The sequence below is a fragment of the Agrobacterium vitis genome (assembly GCF_037039395.1).
Lineage (GTDB): Bacteria > Pseudomonadota > Alphaproteobacteria > Rhizobiales > Rhizobiaceae > Allorhizobium > Allorhizobium vitis_E.
The window spans coordinates 298,162-316,858 of sequence record NZ_CP146241.1 but is presented as its reverse complement, the minus strand read 5'-3'; the positions used below and the strand labels follow the sequence as shown (position 1 = coordinate 316,858).

Annotated in this window: 11 protein-coding genes; 6 read left to right on the top strand and 5 right to left on the bottom strand. The window is 59.9% G+C overall.

Translation table 11 applies throughout. From position 1 onward, the window contains the following. Positions 1-15 precede the first annotated feature (15 nt). From V6582_RS01500 to V6582_RS01480, 5 genes are all read left to right on the top strand, one after another. Positions 16-4,602 carry a type I polyketide synthase gene (locus V6582_RS01500; protein ID WP_156632125.1) on the top strand — a complete coding sequence of 1,529 codons (4,587 nt, stop codon included), beginning with the start codon at positions 16-18 and terminating at the stop codon, positions 4,600-4,602. A gap of 44 nt (positions 4,603-4,646) precedes the next feature. After that, positions 4,647-5,714, top strand: a complete 1,068-nt coding sequence (locus V6582_RS01495) for an LLM class flavin-dependent oxidoreductase (RefSeq protein ID WP_156632124.1) — start codon at positions 4,647-4,649, stop codon at positions 5,712-5,714. Between the two features lie 11 nt (positions 5,715-5,725). Next, positions 5,726-12,271: an amino acid adenylation domain-containing protein gene (locus tag V6582_RS01490; protein WP_337739272.1), complete on the top strand. Its 6,546-nt coding sequence runs from the start codon at positions 5,726-5,728 to the stop codon at positions 12,269-12,271. 3 nt (positions 12,272-12,274) lie between these two features. Further along, positions 12,275-13,651 (top strand): MATE family efflux transporter, encoded by a 1,377-nt coding sequence (locus tag V6582_RS01485; RefSeq protein ID WP_156632122.1) that lies wholly within the window; start codon positions 12,275-12,277, stop codon positions 13,649-13,651. Positions 13,652-13,777: 126 nt separating this feature from the next. After that, entirely contained in the window at positions 13,778-14,305 is a 528-nt protein-coding gene (locus V6582_RS01480; RefSeq protein ID WP_337739274.1) for an RrF2 family transcriptional regulator, read from the top strand. Between the two features lie 82 nt (positions 14,306-14,387). On the opposite strand, the gene V6582_RS01475 is transcribed toward V6582_RS01480, so the two are convergent. Continuing rightward, the gene (locus V6582_RS01475; protein WP_156632121.1) at positions 14,388-14,795 is read right to left on the bottom strand and encodes a hypothetical protein; all 408 of its coding nucleotides are present in this window, start codon (positions 14,793-14,795) and stop codon (positions 14,388-14,390) included. Positions 14,796-15,141: 346 nt separating this feature from the next. Continuing rightward, positions 15,142-15,939: a hypothetical protein gene (locus V6582_RS01470; RefSeq protein WP_234889692.1), complete on the bottom strand. Its 798-nt coding sequence runs from the start codon at positions 15,937-15,939 to the stop codon at positions 15,142-15,144. Between the two features lie 198 nt (positions 15,940-16,137). On the opposite strand from V6582_RS01470, the gene V6582_RS01465 reads away from it, so the two are divergent. After that, entirely contained in the window at positions 16,138-16,341 is a 204-nt protein-coding gene (locus tag V6582_RS01465) for a hypothetical protein (RefSeq protein WP_156632119.1), read from the top strand. A 105-nt stretch (positions 16,342-16,446) separates the two neighbouring features. Here V6582_RS01465 and V6582_RS01460 read toward each other — a convergent pair whose 3' ends face one another. Genes V6582_RS01460 through V6582_RS01450 form a run of 3 tightly spaced genes read right to left on the bottom strand, consistent with a single transcriptional unit; the run spans position 16,447 to position 18,674 of the window. Further along, positions 16,447-17,466 carry an isopenicillin N synthase family dioxygenase gene (locus V6582_RS01460; RefSeq protein ID WP_156632118.1) on the bottom strand — a complete coding sequence of 340 codons (1,020 nt, stop codon included), beginning with the start codon at positions 17,464-17,466 and terminating at the stop codon, positions 16,447-16,449. A gap of 14 nt (positions 17,467-17,480) precedes the next feature. After that, positions 17,481-18,083, bottom strand: a complete 603-nt coding sequence (locus V6582_RS01455) for an alkylhydroperoxidase domain protein (RefSeq protein ID WP_156632117.1) — start codon at positions 18,081-18,083, stop codon at positions 17,481-17,483. Between the two features lie 12 nt (positions 18,084-18,095). Further along, positions 18,096-18,674: a CMD domain protein gene (locus V6582_RS01450; protein ID WP_156632116.1), complete on the bottom strand. Its 579-nt coding sequence runs from the start codon at positions 18,672-18,674 to the stop codon at positions 18,096-18,098. Between the last annotated feature and the right edge of the window lie 23 nt (positions 18,675-18,697).

Here is an 18,697-nt window from a genome sequence, read left to right as displayed (position 1 = left end):
AACGAGAGAAACCCTATGACTGACGTTGAAAACCTGACCCCCGACAGCATAGACCAGAATGAGATCCTCTCGATTCTGAAGGATGCGCGTGCGCGTCTGGAGGCGGCGCAAAGGGAGAAGGACGAGCGCGTGGCAATCGTCGGCATGGCCGGGCGCTTTCCCGGAGCCGATGATCTCGACGCGTTCTGGGGCCTTTTGAAGCAAGGTCAAAGCGGCCTTCGCCCCATCACGGATCACGAACTGCAAGAGGCTGGCGTCGATCCCAAGATGGCGGCCCGGTCGGATTATGTCCGGGTCTGGGGTGGCTTCGATGATCCAACGGCTTTCGATGCCGGTTTCTTCGGCTATTCGCCGCGCGATGCGGAATTGCTGGATCCCCAACATCGTGTCTTCCTCGAATGCGCAGCGGGCGCACTCGACCATGCGGGCTATAACAGCGCGACGTATGGTGGTCGTATCGGCGTATATGCCGGTGGTGCACTGAACTATCATTTCAGCCAGATACAGGCCAATCCGGCGCTCCGGGAGGCAACAGATCCGATCCATGCGGGCCTTGGCAATGTGCTTGGCATGATTGCTTCGCGTGTCGCTTATCACCTTGATCTCACCGGGCCAACGGTTGGCGTACAGGCGACCTGCGCCACGGCGCTCGTGGCGCTTCATCTCGCGGCGCGCGGCCTTTTGGCACGCGAGGCGGATATGGCGCTGGCGGGTGCCGTCGCCATTGGGCAGCCGCGCCCGGAAGGCTATCTTTACAAGAGCGAAGGCATCGCCTCCCCGGATGGCCTATGCCGTCCATTTGACGCCAATGCCAAGGGCACCGTGTTCACCAATGGCGTCGGCGTCCTCGTTCTCAAACGGCTGAGCGACGCGATTGCTGACGGCGATACAATTCATGCTGTTCTCAGCGGGTCGGCCATCGGCAATGACGGTTCCGCCAAGGTCGGGTTAACAGCGCCCAGCGTTGCCGGGCAAACGGCGGTGCTTCAGGCAGCCCTTGCCGACGCCCGCCTTGAAGCCTCTGAGGTGGACTATGTCGAAGCGCATGGAACCGCAACGGCCCTCGGCGATCCCATCGAAATCCGCGCCCTGTCCAGTGTGTATGGCGATGCGCTGCAACAGCAGGGCCGCCGCTGCGGTCTTGGTTCTGTGAAGGGCAATCTCGGACATATGGATGTGGCCGCCGGAATGGGAGGATTGATCAAGACCATTCTTGCGCTGAAGCACCAGATTTTGCCCGCCAGCATCAATTTTACCAGCCCGAACCCGGCCCTTGATCTGGCGGCAAGCCCTTTCGACATTGTTGCGGAGCAGCGGGCATGGCCCGTGACGTTGCTGCGCAAGCGTCGCGCTGCCATAAGCGCCTTTGGCATGGGCGGGATGAATGCGCATGTGATCATTGAGGAGCCTCCGGTTCGGGACCGCGAAGTGGACACCACCGGGCCTTATCTTTTGCCACTCTCGGCCAAGACGCCGGAAGCGCTGGCGGCGATGCGAAGTGCTGTGGCCGATCATCTTGGCGCCGATGATGGCGCACAGCTTGCCGATATTGCCTACACCCTCCGGCAGGGCCGCCGAAAGATGGAGCATCGCTTTGTCGCCCTTGCAAGGGAGCGAGACGACGCTGCGCATATCATCCGCAACGGTGAAGGCCCCCATTGTGTCGCGGGTGAGCCGCTGGCTGGCGATGCAAGTTTGATCCTGCTGTTTCCCGGACAGGGTGCACAATATCCGGGAATGGCGCGGGCGCTGTACGAGACGGATGCAACATTCCGCACCGCCTTCGATGCCTGCCTGCGCTTCATGCCGACCGAACTTGACCTCGCGGCCATTATCTTTGGCGATGGCACAACGACAGAGCAACTTTCCCGCACAGAGATAACGCAGCCAGCACTTTTCGCCGTCGAATACGCGCTGGCGCAGATGTGGCTTGCCAGAGGCATCAAGCCACGGGCCATGGTCGGTCACAGTCTCGGTAAATATGTTGCTGCCTGCCTTGCCGGGGTGTTCTCGCTGGAAGACGCGGTGAAGCTGGTTGTCGCCCGCGGGCGGCTGATGCAGGCCTGCCCGCCCGGCGCCATGCTCTCTGTCATGCTCTCGGAACAGGAGGCGCGCGCTTCGCTTTCGCCAGACGTGGAACTTGCCGCCGTCAACGGTCCGCGCAGTACGGTTCTGGCGGGCACGGCAGAGGCGATTGCTGAACTCGCGGACCGGTTTGATCGCAGCGGTATCGGCAGGCATGAGCTTAAAACCTCCCACGCCTTTCACAGCTTCATGATGGAGCCTGCGCTTGAAGCGTTTGCGCAGGTGCTCGCCACGGTGACGCTCAACCCGCCGCAGATTGACATTGTCTCGAACCTGACGGGCAATTGGCTGACAGCACAGGAGGCAACCGACCCGGCCTATTGGGTGGCCCATCTGCGCCAAACAGTTCTGTTTGGCCCCTGCCTTGCGCGGGTGCTTGAACTGCCAGCCCCGTTTCTTCTCGAAGTTGGACCCGGTTCGACACTGACCCGGCTTGCTCGCCAACAAGGAAAAGCGCTGCTTCGCGTTGCCACCTCGCTGCCCGATGCGAAGGCACCGCAGGACGCCTGCGACCACGCGCTGCTGGCATTGGCGGAGCTTTGGGTCGCTGGCATCGATGTCGAACTTGTTGCCGAAATAGATGCAGGCCCGCGTCGCCGCGTGCCACTTCCAACCTACCCTTTCCAGCGCAATTCCTACGCGATTGCGCGGATTGCACCAACCGAATCCATGCCCGACGAAGCGGCCCGGCGCACGTCGATAGAGGACTGGTTCAACCAACCGGTTTGGCAACGCGCCCCCTTTGAGCCTCTCACGACGAGCGGTCATGAGCATTGGCTGATCTTTGGTGGCGACGAGACTGTCGCCGCGATCGGTCCGGTTTCGGATCAGATCAAGGTCACACGGGTACGGTCTGGGATAGCCTATGAGAATGCCGGGGGGACGTATCACATCGATTCCGCTGAGCCGCAGCACTACAGCGCAGTTCTTGCCGATCTTGCCGCCAACGGTGCGACACCAACCCAGATCGTCAATGGCTTCTCCCTTGATGCCAATGCGGCCCCGGACACAGCTTTCACCAGCACATTTGCGCTTGCGAAAGCCCTGATCGCCAGTGAGAGCCGCCCGCCGCTTCTGACTGTTCTGGCGTGCGGCCTGCATGGTGTGACTGGCGCGGAGGTTGTTGATGCGCAGGCGGCAAAGGTGCTCGGCATGCTCCGCGTCTTGCCGCAGGAAATTCCGGGCATTTCTTGCCGAAGCATCGATTTACCATCGGCAGAAGGTGCCATTGTTCCCGGCCTCGCTGAGGCGCTATCACGCCCTTGGCGTGATGATAGAATCGTGATGGCGCTACGCAATGGCTATTGCTGGGTCGAGAGCCATGTGCCGACGTGCCTGCCGGAGCCAGCCGATGTTCCGGCTCTCACGGCGGGGGCCACTTACCTGATCGCAGGCGATCTCCTCGACGGTCTCGCTCTCGTTTATGCCCGGGCGCTTGTTCAAACACTGGGCGCGAAGGTCGTCCTTGTCGGACCCGCTGGGCTTCCGAATGCTGCGGATTGGGAACACTGGCTTGCCTCGCACGGGCCGAAGCATCCGATGAGCGTGTTGATCCGGGCTTTGCGCGGCATTGGCACTCCGGGCGAGGATTATATGCTGTTCAGCGGTGATCTCGCTGAGCCCGCTTGGCTTGCTGCATGCCTCAACGCGCTTGGCGCGCCATTTGGCCCGATCCGTGGGGTTTTCCAGACAGCGGGCATGGGCGAGGTTTATCACTGCCCGCTCACGGAGGCCACGGCAGAACGCAATGCTGCACTGTTCGCAACCAAAGTTGATGGCCTGAACGCTCTGTCAGCGGCGCTTGCCGATCACACCCCCGATTTCGTCCTCGTTCAGTCCTCCCTCTCAACGCTGGTCGGCGGCGCGGGTCTTGCTGCCTATGCGGGGGCCAACAGCTTTCTTGATGCCTTCGTTGATACACAGCGGGGCGCACAGCGTCCGGTCTGGCAGGCAATCGCGTGGGATACATGCCTTCCTTTCGGCACCACGCGAGAAGAGGCAACAGGCTTTCTTGCAGACGCTATTGACGCCGACGAGGTTTGGCGGGCAACCCGGGCGGTTCTCGCCCATCCACAGGTTTCCCGGCTCGCCGTGACGCCGGTTGATCTGCGGCATCGCATGGCCGCAGCACGGCAGGAACCAAGGGCCGGTGTGGCGGATCAGAAGGAAAACACTGGGCGCGAGCGTGTGCAGGCAGCGTTCATCGCCCCGCGCGATCCCATCGAGACCGATGTGGCTGATGTCATGGGCGATCTCCTTGGCATTTCACGTGTCGGAATCGATGATAATTTCTTCGAGCTTGGTGGGCATTCACTGCTTGCCGTTCAGGTCGTAACGCGGTTGCGCAAGCAATTCTCAATCGAACTGCCCATGCGCGCCCTGCTGTTTGATGCACCGACCGTAGGCGGCATCGCGGCCGTCATCCGTGAGCGCCTCGAGGCAGCACGGAAAGAACAGGCAGAGCTTGCCGCCCTCTTGGACGACATTGAGGCAGGGGCGCTCCGCAAGGAAGCCTGACTGTCACCTGCCTTCCATCAGCAATATGCAAAGGAACAACGACGATGAAATTCAGCCTCTTCTATTTCGATGGCGACGGCTCTGCTACGAACGGTGACAGCTATCGGCTGCTGATGGACAGCGCACGGTTTGCCGATGACAATGGCCTGAGCGCGCTCTGGGTGCCGGAGCGCCATTTCCATGCTTTCGGTGGCCTCTATCCCAATCCGTCGATGATCCATGCCGCACTGGCAATGGTGACGAAGCGGGTGCAATTGCGCTCCGGCAGCATTGTTTTGCCGCTCCATCATCCCGTGCGCGTGGCGGAAGAAATTGCCGTTGTGGACAATCTCTCGCAAGGCCGTGTGGGTGTGGCGATAGCATCCGGCTGGACGCGCAACGAATTTGTGCTGTCGCGCGAACCGCACGGCAGCCGCCGCAGCCTGATGTGGCGGAGCTACGATCAGGTTACCAAGCTGCTTGCTGGCGAGACGCTGACCTTTGAAGATGCAGAAGGCAATGCCGTCGAGGCAAAGACACTGCCGCGCCCGGTGCAGCCGCGCGTGCCCTTCTGGGTGGCGTGCCAGTCCATGGAGACCTTTGTGGAAGCGGGCCGTCGCGGCATCAATGTGCTGACGGCATTGCTTGGTGAGACATTGGAAAGCCTGACGCCCAAGATCGCCGCCTATCGCCGATCGCTGGAAAAGAACGGCTTTGATCCGGCTGCGGGCACCGTCACCATTATGGTGCACACCTATCTCGGCGGCGATGTCGAGACCGTGAAAGCCAATGTAAAAGGCCCCTTCAGCGATTATCTCAGAACCCATTATCATCTGCTTGAGGGGCTGGCCCGCAGCATGGGTCTCGATATCGCGCTCGAGAATTTCAGCCGGGACGATCTCGACAGCCTGATCGAGTTCGGGGTTGAGGGCTTCATCAAGGGCTGCTCTCTCATCGGCACGCCGGAAAGCACCGCAGAGACCGTGGAGGCGCTGGCTGCGGCGGGCATCGATGAAATCGCCTGCCTGATCGACTTCGTGCAGGATTACGATCTCGTCATGGGTGGTCTGCCGCATCTGGCGCGGCTTGCGCGCCAGCATGCGCCGAAGTTGACCATCGCCGAAGCCGTATAGGGAGACTGCCCGTGAACTCTGTCGATCCGATTGTGGCGCTGCGCGCCCGCGTTGCGGCGCTCAGTCTTGCGGAACGCGAGGCCTTCCGCCGCCAGCTCGAAGCCCGTGGGATCGCCTGGGAACGGGTGGCCCCGGAAGAGACGCCACAAGAGACGTCAAGGGTGTCAACGCGCACCGGGCGCCTGCCGTTGACACCCGGCCAGAAACATTTCTGGCTCCAGCAGAGCCTCTATCCCGAGAGTTCTGCTTATCACGTCGCCTATCGCTGGCGGCTTGAGGGGCCGCTTGATCGCGCAGCACTGGAGCGCAGCCTTGCAACGATTGTCTCCCGGCATGCACCGCTCAGAACAGCCTTTCCCGTGGACGCAGGTGAGCCTTGGCAGGAGGTTGATCCGAACCACGCTTTTGCCATGGGCTTTACCGATCTGGAAGCGACAGGCGAGGATGGTGAGGCGCTGGCGCTGGCTGTTGCGACTGAACCTTTCGATCTTTCAAAGGCACCGCTGATCCGGGCGCATCTCTTGCGGCAACACGAAGGCGACCATCTGCTGGCGATCACCCTCCATCACATCGTCGCGGATGGCTGGTCACGCGGCGTGCTGATGCGCGAGCTGACGGCCTGCTACCGCGCCTATCGTATGGGTGCCGCGCCCGCGCTTTCGCACATCACGCGCGATTTTGGTGATCTGGTTCTTGATCAACACGCATGGCTTCAGAGCCCGGATTGCGGACGCGCCCGCGACTACTGGAAGCAAACCCTCGCCGATCTCAAGCCGCTGGAATTGCCAAGCGACCGATCCCGCAGCAGCAGCGTTGACATGACGGCGGCCACCGTGACACGGGTCATTCCCGTCTCGATGTCCTCGCAGGTCGCCTCGCTCGCCAGCCAGCTTGGAACGACGCCTTTTGTGGTGATGGCTGCGGCCTTCTCGCTGCTGCTTCATCGCTACAGTGGCGAGCGGGACCTGTCGGTTTGCGTGCCCGTCGCCGGACGCGACGATCCGGATGCCGCAGGGCTGATTGGTCTGTTTACCAACACGCTGGTGCTGCGCGCGCAACTCGATCCGCGCATGACGTTTTCGCAGTGGGTCGGGGCGGTTCAGGAGCGCTTCTCGGATGCGCTCGACCATCAGGCATTTCCCTTTCCGCTGATTGCTGAGGCACTTGGCATGAGCCGCGACCAACGGCAGAACCCGCTCTCGCAGGTTATGTTTCAGTTGCAGTCGCAAGACTACCGCGCGCAGAATGCCGAGCAGATCGATTTCGGCATCGACGGTCTCAAGGTTCGCCAACAGCCAGCACGGCTGGGTGAAACAAAGGTCGATCTCAGCTGGTATGTGATGGAGCGGGAATCCGGCTATCTGCTCAACATCGAATATCGCGTGGCGATCTTCGATGCCTGGCGGATCGAGCGCATGGCCGCCCATTTCGAGGTTTTGCTCGGCTCTATCCTGCAATCTCCCAATGCTCTGCTGCCAAGGCTTGCCTATCTATCAAAGGAAGAGCAGGCCGCCGTCGTTGCACTTGGAACGCCAACCGCGCGGCCCGTGCCTGACATCACCATGCACGATGCGATCGCGCATGTCGCGCTGCGCCAACCCGATGCGATTGCACTTCAAAGCAAGGGCCGCAGTTGGACCTATGGCGAACTACAGACAGATGTGGACGCGCTTGCCGAAACGCTTGTCAGCCTTTCGGTTCATCCCGGCGATAGGGTCGCCGTTTCGCTGCCGGGCCGGGGGCAATCCGTCATTGCTTTCCTCGCCATTCTGAAAGCGGGTGCGGTCTATGTTCCGCTCGATCCCGATCATCCGGCGGATCGGGTTGCCTATGTGCTTGAGGATTCCGGTGTCAGTCTCGTATTGACGGACAGGGCAGATCTCTATCCGGCCCATCGCTCCCTTGATCCGACGCGCCCAATGCCGATGAGCGAGACCCCTGCCGCGCTACCCCCCTCTGATCCTGCGCGCATCGCCTATCTTCTCTACACCAGCGGCAGTACGGGCCGACCGAATGGCGTGCCGATTGCCCATGCCAGCCTGCTCAATCATCTGCGCTCCATGGCCGTCTCGCCGGGGCTTGCGCCCGGTGATCGGCTTTTGGCAATCACCACGCCCACCTTCGATATTTCCATTCTGGAAATGCTTCTGCCGCTCAGCGTCGGCGCGACCACCGTGCTCTACGGCCAAGACCTGCTGCTTGCGCCACAGCGGCTTGCCGATGTGCTTGTGACCGATCGTATCTCGCATTTGCAGGCAACGCCCGCCTATTGGCGCATGTTGATCGACAGTGGCTGGGAGGGATTGCCGCATCTAATCGCCCTTTGCGGCGGCGAGGCGCTGGATGCGCCACTTGCCCGCAAGCTGATCGACCGCACGAAAGAGCTGTGGAACGTCTATGGGCCAACGGAGGCGACAATCTGGGCAAGCGCGCTCAGGGTTACTCACGCCCACGCGGAAAGCGGCAAGGTGCCGGTTGGTGGCCTCCTCGACAATACCCACCTCCACGTTCTCGACGCCTATATGCAGCCCCTGCCGCGCGGCATTGGCGGCGAACTCTATATCGGCGGGCCGTGCCTCAGCCCCGGTTACTGGAACCGTCCGGCTCTCACAGCCGCCCGTTTCGTGCCAAACCCGTTCTACAATGAGAACAGCCCTGCGCTTAGGCTCTATCGCACAGGTGATGCGGTTGTTCGTCTGGCAAATAGTGAGATCGAATTTATCGGCCGCACGGATTTTCAGGTCAAGCTGCGCGGCTACCGCATCGAGATCGGTGAGATCGAAGACAAGCTGCTGCGCGAAAGCGTCGTTGAGCAGGCCATCGTCACGCTCGACGCGGAAAACGAGCGGCTGATTGCCTATGTGCTCGTTCGCGATTGGCCGACGACGAACGATGGTGAGATTGAGCGCAAGCTACGCCAGTCGCTGTCTGCGCAATTGCCGCGCTACATGGTGCCAACGGCCTTCGTGCTGATGGATGAATTTCCTCTCAACCCGAACGGTAAGGTGGATCGCAAACAGCTTCCGATCCCCCAACTTTCCACAACGCGTACGGAGACGGTTCCAGCCCGCAATGCCATTGAGGCGACGCTGCTGGAGATATGGAAGGCCGTGCTGCGGCGCGAGGATTTTGGCATCGAGGATAATTTCTTCGATCTCGGCGGTGACTCCATTATCGGCGTCCAGATCGTCGCGAAGGCACAGGCCAAGGGGCTGAAGCTCGAACCGACCCAGATTTTCGAGTTGCAGACAATCGCGGCACAGGCCGCAGTTGCCGTTACCGAAAGCGCGGTCCATACGATTGAGGTTCAGGCAATTGAGGTTGCCGAAAGCGGGCCCAGCTTTGAGATGACGCCAGTGCAGGCGGGCATGCTGTTCCACAGTCTGATGGCCCCAGCCTCAGGCACCTATATAGAGCAATGCTGGTGCGTGCTGGAAGGTCCGCTGAATGCCGATGCCTTCAAATCGGCGTGGGGGAGGGTGATCGCCCGCCACGAGGTTCTGCGCGGTGCCTGCCGCTGGTTGGATGTCGAGCGGCCAGTCATGGTCATTGCCGAGGATGTTGTGCCCGAATGGCGCGAAGCGGATTGGTCGGGCGAAGACGCGGCAGGGCAGGAGACAGCCTTTGCGGCATGGCTGGAGGCGGATCGCCGCCGTGGCTTTACGCTGGATGCGGCACCTCTTTTGCGGTTTGCGCTCATTCGGCTCGGTCCCGGCCGCCATCGCTTCGTCTGGAGTTTCCACCACCTGTTGATGGACGGCTGGTGCGGCTCGCTGCTTGTCGGCGAAATGTTGAAGGCTTATGCAGGCGAAAGCCTGCCAGCGCCTCCCCCGTCTTATCGGCAATACGTCGCGTGGCGCGACAGGCAGGATATCACTGCTGCGCAGGCCTTTTGGTCGCAGGCTCTCGCCGATCTGCCGCAAGGCGGCCTGTTCGGGGAGACAAAAACGGGCGAGGCAGCACAAGAGGCTATTGTCGAGATCCGGCGCAGCCTTGATGCCAGCCTCGCAACGCGGCTTGCCGCCATGGCGCGGCGGGAGCGGCTGACGCTGGCGACCGTGTTACAGGGTGCATGGGCGCTGCTTCTGTCACGGTATGGGGCCGAAGACGATGTGATCTTCGGAACGGTTTTGTCGGGCCGTCCGCCGGACCTGCCAGATGCAGACCGAATGATTGGCCTGTTCCTGAACACGGTGCCGTTCCGCGCCCGGACACGACCGGATGAGACGGTGGCCGAATGGCTCCAAGGCCTTCAGGCTGCGCATCGCCAGCGGGAAAAGCACGGGCATGCAGCGCTTGCCGATATCCAGCGCTGGGCAGGCAAGACCGCCGATCAACCACTTTTTGACACGTTGCTTATCATCGAGAACCTGCCGCTTTCGATGCAGGCGGCCTTCGCAGAAGGAACGCACACGCTTACCCTCAGCGATCCCGGCAGCTATGAGCGTACGCATTACCCGCTGTCGCTCCGGCTCTTTCCCGGTGCCGAGATAGAGATTGCGCTTGCCGCGGACCCGTCACGTCTGTCGTCCACCGGAGCTGATCGTCTGCTGCGGCATTACGAGACTTTGCTCTCATCCATCGCTGATGATCCGCAAGCCTGCCTTGGCACAATCGAGATGCTTAACCCCGAGGAGCGAGAAATCCTGCTCCAGACTGGCCGAGGTTCGCAGACGCAGCCAAGTGTGGCGGTCCACGACCAGATCATCGCGCGGGCGCAAGAAGAACCTGGCAAAGCCGCCGTCGTTCAGGTGGGTGAGGGCCGCGACAGCGCCATGTCCTATGGCGATCTCGTCGGTTATGCGGACGCTCTTGCCCTTCGCCTTTACCAGCAAGGCATTGGCCGGGGTGCGGTCGTTGCGGTCTATCTGCGGCGTGGAAGCGCGCTCCTGCCCTCACTGCTGGCCGTCATGCGGTCGGGTGCTGCCTATCTGCCTGTTGATCCCGACTATCCGGCAGAGCGCATTGCCTACATGCTGGCCGATTCCGGTGCCGCGCTGGTCCTGACGGATCTTGGGGACAGTGAGCGGGCGGTGATGCCGCAAGATGTTCCGGTGATGGACCCGACCCAGATATTCGGTTGTGCGTCGGCATCCTTCGAACCTGCTGCGGTTCAGGCCGATGATCTCGCCTACATCCTTTATACCAGCGGCAGCACCGGCCAGCCCAAGGGCGTGGCAATCACCCATGGTGCGCTTGCCAATTTCATCGAGTCCATGGCCGAAAGGCCGGGGATCGACGCGAGCGACCGCCTGCTGGCGCTGACCACGATTGGCTTCGACATTGCGGGGCTGGAATTGTTCGCCCCCCTTTCGCAAGGCGCAACAGTGCTGCTTACTGAGAGCGCTATTGCCCGCGACGGTCGGCGTCTTGCCGCGCTCGTGGATCGTGTCCGTCCGAGTGTCATGCAGGCAACGCCCGCCGGGTGGCGCATGTTGATCGAGGCGGGGTGGCCCAGTGAAAAGGGGCTTCGCATGCTGTGCGGCGGCGAGGCGCTGGACAGCCGTCTTGCGGCCGAGTTGCTGGATCGGGGCGATTGCCTGTGGAATCTTTACGGTCCAACCGAGACAACCATCTGGTCTGCGGCCGCTGAGGTGCGGCGTGAAGACCTCAACGGCCACAGTGTCACGGTTGCTGGCCCCATTCAGAATACCCAGCTTTATGTTCTCGACCGGCGCGGGGAACCCGTGCCACCCGGCACGCCGGGTGAGTTGCACATCGGCGGTGCGGGATTGAGTCCGGGCTACTGGGGCAAGCCCTGCCTGACAGCAGACAGGTTCATCCCCAACCCTTTCCGGCGTGGTCCGCAGGACGGCTACCATCTGTACCGCACTGGCGACCTCGTGCGTTTGGCGGAGAATGGCGCGCTCGATTTTCTCGGACGGATCGACAATCAGGTGAAGCTGCGCGGCTACCGAATCGAACTCGGCGAGGTCGAGGCAAGGCTTGCGGCCCATCCTCGCGTTGCCGAAGCGGCAGTGCTTGTCGAAGATGGCGGTGCTGGCAAGCAGCTTATCGCCTATCTGCGCTGGCGAGAGCCATTTGCCGAGGAGGCGAGCGCGGAGCTTGGACCACATATGGCCGACAGCCTGCCGCTCTACATGCTACCATCGGCCTATGTCGCGCTTGATGCCTTCCCGCTCACGCCAAACGGCAAGGTTGACCGCCGCGCACTTCCTGCCTGCCGGCCAAAATCAGCGCCGCAGCAAACGCGCCTGCCGATCTCCGGCGAACCCGCCGCAACGCTCGCCGCGATCTGGCGAGAGGCGCTTAAACTCGACCACGTCAATCCGGGTGACAATTTCTTCGAATGCGGCGGCCATTCGCTGCTTGTTGTCTCTTTGCAGGGTGTGATCGGCAAGCGTTTTGGAATATCGATTGATATTACCGCCTTTTTCCGGTTCCCGACGTTGGAAACAATGGCCGCCCATATCGCCCAACTGCAAGCCGGTCGGGAGGGCGAGTGGTCGGGAGGTGATCGGACCCTGTTGCGCCAGGCCGGTCGCGATCGCCTTGCGGGTCGTCGCGGCTTGCGGGCCGAACGCACGGTTGCCTGACGCATGGAGACAGTAGAAATCCTTGGCGATGTGGACAGGCCGCATCGCCCGCCATCCGCGCGAACGACAAAGTCGCTTTTTCGCCTTAGCCTGCCGATGTTCGTGCATTCGCTGCTGACCTTTCTGGTCATGCTGTCGGAAATGCTGATCGTGAGTGCCTATTCCGCTGACGCAGCAGCAGCGGTGGCGATTGCGCGGCAGGTGCTTCAGGTCGTCTTCGAGATTTCAAGCATGGTCGGGATCGGCGCGGTCATCCTGATATCGCACAGTCTCGGGCGCGGTGACGAGGAGGGTGCGCGGCAGATCGCAGCACTGGCGGTTTCGACCAATACGCTCCTTGGCCTTCTGGCAGGCGGTCTGCTGTTTCTTGGTGGACCGGTGGTCCTGCGGATTCTCGATGTCCCGGCCTCGATCGTTCACGAGACCAGCCTTTATCTTGTCCTCGCCGCCGCTGCCATGGCCTTCAATGCGCTTGCCACGGCCGCGCTCTCCTGCCTGAGGGCCTTCGGCAGCAGCCGGGTGATCGTGATGATCGGCTTCTTTCTCTCGGTGATTTACATTGGGGCGACTTATGTCCTTGTGCTTGGTGCCGGACCAATCCCCCCTCTCGGGGTGGCAGGCGCGGCCTATGCAACACTCGGCTCAAGGATTGCAATGGCACTGATGTTCGGCCTTGCCGTCTATTGGACGCTCGGTCTTCGTTTCGTGGCGGGGCCGATCAGGGCGCGGCTCTCGCTCGTGCGGCGGATGCTCGTCCTCGCTTTTCCGAGTGTTTCGGACTATATCGGCTACGGTTTCTACCAGCTTATACTCCTTGGTTTCGTTGCGGGGTTCGGTGTCTCAAGTGTCTTGAGCCGTACCTATGTCATGCTTGCCATGACGTTCCTCATCCTTGTCGTCATGGCTGTGAGCCAGGGAAACGAAGTGCTGGTCGGCTATCGCTGGGGCGAAGGCCGACGACAGGATGCCTATCGCCAGGCGTTGCGCTCCAGCCTTGCTGCAACCGTGGTCACTATGACAATCGCGCTTCTGTTCTGGCTGTTTTCCAATCAGTATCTCGGATTGTTCGGACAGACTGGTGACGTTCTGGAACTTTCAACGCACCTGCTGCTGCTGACGGTCCTCATCCAGCCCGGCTTTGCCTTCAATACAGTGTTGCTGCATTCGCTCAGAGCAGTCGCCGATGTCAGGGTCCCGGTGCTCGTCAGTATCGGCTTGACCTGGGGCCTTGGCCTGCCGCTGGCCTGGCTGTTTTGCGTGGAAGCTGGCTACGGGGTGGAAGGTGTCTGGTACGCGCTGATCGTCGAAGAGACACTGAAGGCTGGTTTCATGCTTTCGCGCTGGCACGCGCGCGGATGGATGCGCAATGCCATCACCTGACCTTGTTTGGCAAGACGAGGTTCAACGTCATCATCACGGACGATATCCACTTGATCTGGCAACATTTGCCCATGGTCACCATCAGCCAAATATGCGACTATGGCTGAACGAGTAACTCCCTTGATAGTGTCATCCATGCGCCTGAAGCGGCAATCCGAAATTGCGATCGGTATATTGACAGCCTGCGCAAAAAGTCCATCGACGAAATACCCTGCTCAGCATCTGGCGCAAGAGGTCGGCGCGACGAGGGATCATGCCTATCAAGTCGTCGCTCTCCTGGTCCGCAACGGGTTTCTCCACAGCGATCGCGGGCCGGGCGGTGGCCTTCGCCTTGCACGCGATCCCAAGGATATCAAGCTCGCCGAGGTGCTGCGTATCACCCAGCCGGAACTGGACAGCAACGCGGAAGAACCGGAGCCCGGGACGCTCGCCGGGCAACCCTTGCTTGATGGCATCGTTGCCGCTGCGTCATCCTTCCTCGTCCAGCTGCTCGACCGTTTCACTGTCGCGGACCTCGTGGCCCCGCCCGATCGCTCCGCTCTCGCTTGCCTCGAATGCAGCCTCGTGACCTCCCGACCGGTTCGCGAGCGTCTGATGCAACTGCCTGAGCCCGAACTGTCCCCCTTGGACGACAGTCTGGAAACCGATGCCTGATCTGTCCTGACGCTGCGTGCGGTAACGGACGGATGTCCGTGAAAAGCACGACACTGCATGGATTCAAGATACTATAGGCCGTTCACGCCGCGTGGCATGTTCCGGATGACCGATCCCCGATGAAATCGGCGAGAGTGAACTGGTCAGCGATCCCTAGGAAATTCACTGACGCGGCTTCAACGGCGAGAGTGAACACATTCTGGTCCGTATGGCCGCGGTGTTTATCACATCGGAGAAGATCGGTCTGGGTGAGGCGCAGGATAGCGCCGAGCGTGACGCCGGCTGGATCGATAGTGAGCATCACGCGGCCGTCTGGTTCGCGTTGCAGCAGCTCATGCCGGAGCAACAGCAAGATGCTCTTGACGATCTCTCCTGTGGGACCATTGCGTAATTCGGTCAGTTCCCAAAAGGCGATTTTACGGTCGGGTCTACAGGCGCAGGCAGTGAGTATCGCAAGTACGGTCATGGTTTCGCGTGTGAAATGCATCATCCCTCTCTCCCCAACACATTGCTTAAGCGACACGCGTCTTGTGAAAACGCACAAGGGACGCTGTAACACCCTATATATCCTGCATAATTTCTCCTTGAGCCGACGCCGGGTTGAGAAATCATGCTATAGATCAAAGATGCGCCCCAAGAGGCACCACGTCCGGTTGCTGAAGGATAGACGTGTAACCGGTTCGGTTTGGGACCGTAGGGTAAGAATTTTTTCGCCCGCACGGGAGCTTTGTCATTTAAGACACGGCTTCGGTGCTTGTGAGAGACCTGTGACAATACCGGTAAATACAATCTAAAGATGCATACGGATGCAATCAGCTTTGAAGCTGATCCTATCATCATTCAGTCGGAGACGATCCGAAACCATCCGTTTTCACAGCCTGCTTCACTCTGCTGGCATCACCCTTTATGACAAGATTCGTCAGTTCATCGAGGCGAGGCTGTTTTGGAACGCGGGAAAGATCCTCGATCATTTTGTCGACACTGCCTTTCTGAAGCAGATGGGCAACATCCGCCTCCTCCGCCGCCTTATCGTACAGCACCAGCACGGTTTTCGTCACAGCTCTGGGATCGCTGGTATCGCAAAGGAATGGGATGACCGTTTCATGGTGATGCATTGGCAGCGTCAAGATGTGCGCGCCGATCAATCTTCCGGCCTCTACACAGTCGCAGTGATTGTCGGCGCCGACGATACAGAAGGCCGTGAGATTGGATGGTGGGTCTGCTGTTATCACGTGGGTTGATTGGCGCAGGTTTTCCGCCAGTTCTGGTGTCGTCTGCGCTCGCTCCATCAGCTTTTGGTAGGACACATATGGTATGTCATTTGGATTATCCGAGAGCATGACAACCGGGCTGAAGGCGAGGACATGAACAGGCTTTTCGATCCTGCGTGCGAGAAGCGTGCCGTAATATAGCGCGCCATGTCCCCCTTTGCTTCCGCCAATCGCGATGACCAGATCGTAAGGCGCGCTGACATTTTCTATGAAATTCGCCAGGAGATCTGGCGTGGTGGTAAAATAGGTATCGTCCTTGTCCGCGATGCTCAGGACATCAGCCGGAAAATCGACAGACTTGAAATGATGCTTGGTCGAATGGGAGAACAGCACCACGAGAACGGCGGCGTTCCGCTTGCGCATCTCGATATCGTAACATCCAAGTGACATTTCTGGCAGCTTTCAGTGTGTGCAGCAGGCGATCGATGCAATTTTTTGCCAATGTTCGTATAAAACCGCTCAGATCTTCGCAAGGGGAGACGTCGGTCACGCTCCCCAATACCCCATGCAAAAACCGTCAGATTTGGTCAGCCGCGGCACCACAATTTGTGGCTCTGTTATTTGGCAAGTGATCCGGCCAAGGGGCGCCTGGCGCTCACGTCATATCCAGCGGGTGAGAACTTCATCATCCATAAACGCCTGAAGCAATATATCATCGACACCGGCAAATTGGACCTACGCGATACCAGGCATTTGGCACCGTCTGTTATAATTGATGGTTTGGTTGAATCGCTGATTTCGGTCGAAATCATGCGCCAGGCTTAGGCCAAATTCGGCAATCGGCCAGACAGTAAAAGTGTCCCGGCGTCCCTAACCAGCGCTCCTTGCCAACCTTTTTGTTCCAGCGCTTCTGCCTGTTTGACCGGTGTTTCAAGATTGCAGATCGGCGTGGTGGGCGCGGGCAACATCCGGGTGCGATCGCAGGCGGCTTTTCAGGTGGTTCTGGCCGACTTCCCGGAAGATCGGGTTTAGCGGATCAACCGTGATGCCACGTTCTTTCCGATGCAGTTCCTCTGGAAGTTTAATCACCGGAATTGTCGCATCGTAGCGCGAGCCAAGGAAGAAGGCGACGGAGAAGCGCTCGACGCCGGCTGGCGGGGCAACCACATCATGCACATCAGCGCGGACAAACCCATTGGTGGCCAGCTCCAGCAATTCCCCGGTGTTGACCACGAAGGTGCCGGGCACTGGCGGTGCATCCAGCCAGATACCGTCCTCGGCCTGCACTCGCAGCCCTTCGACCTTGTCTTGCAACAAAACGGTGACGAAACCTCCGTCCTTGTGCGCACCAACGCCCTGATCTGTCTCCGCCACATCCCGTCCGGGATAGCGGATAATTTTCAAAAGCTGCGATGGTTGCGGCTCATAGATCTGGGCAAACACATCTTCCGGCTGACCAAGCGCCACCGCAATCGCCTTCAAAACATCGATACCAACGCGGGTGACTTCGGCTTGATAGGTCAGCAGCAGGGGTTTCAGTTCCGGAATAGCCTCCGGCCATTGGTTGGGCCCGAGCAAACGTTTCCACGCAGGCGTTTCCGGGCCAATCTCGACAGATGTGCCTTCCGTATTAATGTCCAGTTGCTCGCGCCAATCCTGCTGACCCCGGGTACGCTCATAGCCAGCGCGGTTATAGCCGCGAAAATGCGGGGATTTTACCATTTCGATCTTCAGCTTTTCCTCAAGCGGCAGCGCGAAGAAACGTTTGGCGGTCTCCACAACGTCCGTAATCAATTTCGGATCGACGCCATGGCCGGTGAGATAGAAAAAGCCGTGATCAAACAGAATTCGGCGCAGGTCTGCGATGAAAGCGGCGCGCTCCTGCACTCCCGCATGGAAACGTGCAATGTCCACAAAGGGCAGGGTTACTATTTTTTCCTGAAATGTCATGGGATTATCTCCATTCAAGCAGCTGGTATTGGCTCGCCTAGCGAGAGCATCAAGCGGTTTGCCCAGTTGAAGAAGGCGGCCCCATGCACGACATCATAGATCTCGTCATCGGAAAGACCGACGGCGCGAAGCCGTTCCACATGGGTTACCGCAAACACGGGCGGGGTTGCTGTTAATGCAACAGAGGCGCTGACAATGGCATTCCAGCGCGCATCGAGATCAGCCCCCACGCCCTCATCCAGCAGCTTTTGCACATCATCCTTGCGCGGCGAGTGATGCGATGCAAAGCGGGAATGGACCGAGGCGCAAAAGATGCAGCCGTTATAGCGCGAAGTGGCGGTGGCGCTCAGTTCGCGCTCTGCGCGGGGCAGGCCATCGGCGGTGTTGTAGAAAATATCCTTATCGGTCTTGGTGCGGGCTTCCAGAATATCGGGATCGCGGACCAGAAGAGAGAAATAGGGTGATTTCGCCCTCGCCTTATCCACCAGCGCTTCATAATGGCGGTCTGTCAGCTCGGCCTCGGTTAAAGGCTCAAGCCATGGTGTCCAGCCGATCTGGTCTTGCGTGAAGACATTGGGGGCGTTGTCCACCTGGGGTTCGATAATCGTGTCGGTCATGATGGATCGTCCTTATGCTGCGTTCAAGACTTTCAGACCAGCGACAACGCGGATCTGAAAGGCGAGGAAGGAAATCAGCTGCGACAGCGTGACAATGCCCGTGGTGCTCCAGCCTGCCTTGAGCAGGGCATCAAGCGCCTGCGGCTTGGCATCACGCAGGTGAAAAATCAGAAGATGGGCGTGTTCTAGTGCCGCTGCCAAGCGCGCACCAAGGATGGTTTTTTCACTGTCGGCGACCGCAAAATCAGGCCCCTCGCTGTTCTCAGAGGAGAGCGGACCAGCGGGATAATGGCCGTAAGGACCAATGGCCGTTCCCTTGGAGGCAGCAGCGTGAACAGCGCTCAAAAGCGTCGGATTTTCCGCAAGCTTTTCAGCGTAAAATGCGGCAATCTCTGGCTGGCCGTGCAAGGCAGCCACAAAAACTGCAACGGCAAAGCGCTCTTCGAGTGAAACATGGCTGTCATCGCTGGGTGCAAACAGGGCTTGCCAGCTGGCTTGCGCCCCTTCCTTGGTCACAGGGCGGCGGGCGCGTAAAGCCTCGCCCTTGGAGCCGGGAATAATGCCGCTGAGAGTGTCAATAATATCTGTCATCAGACTTTACTTTCCTGATAAAA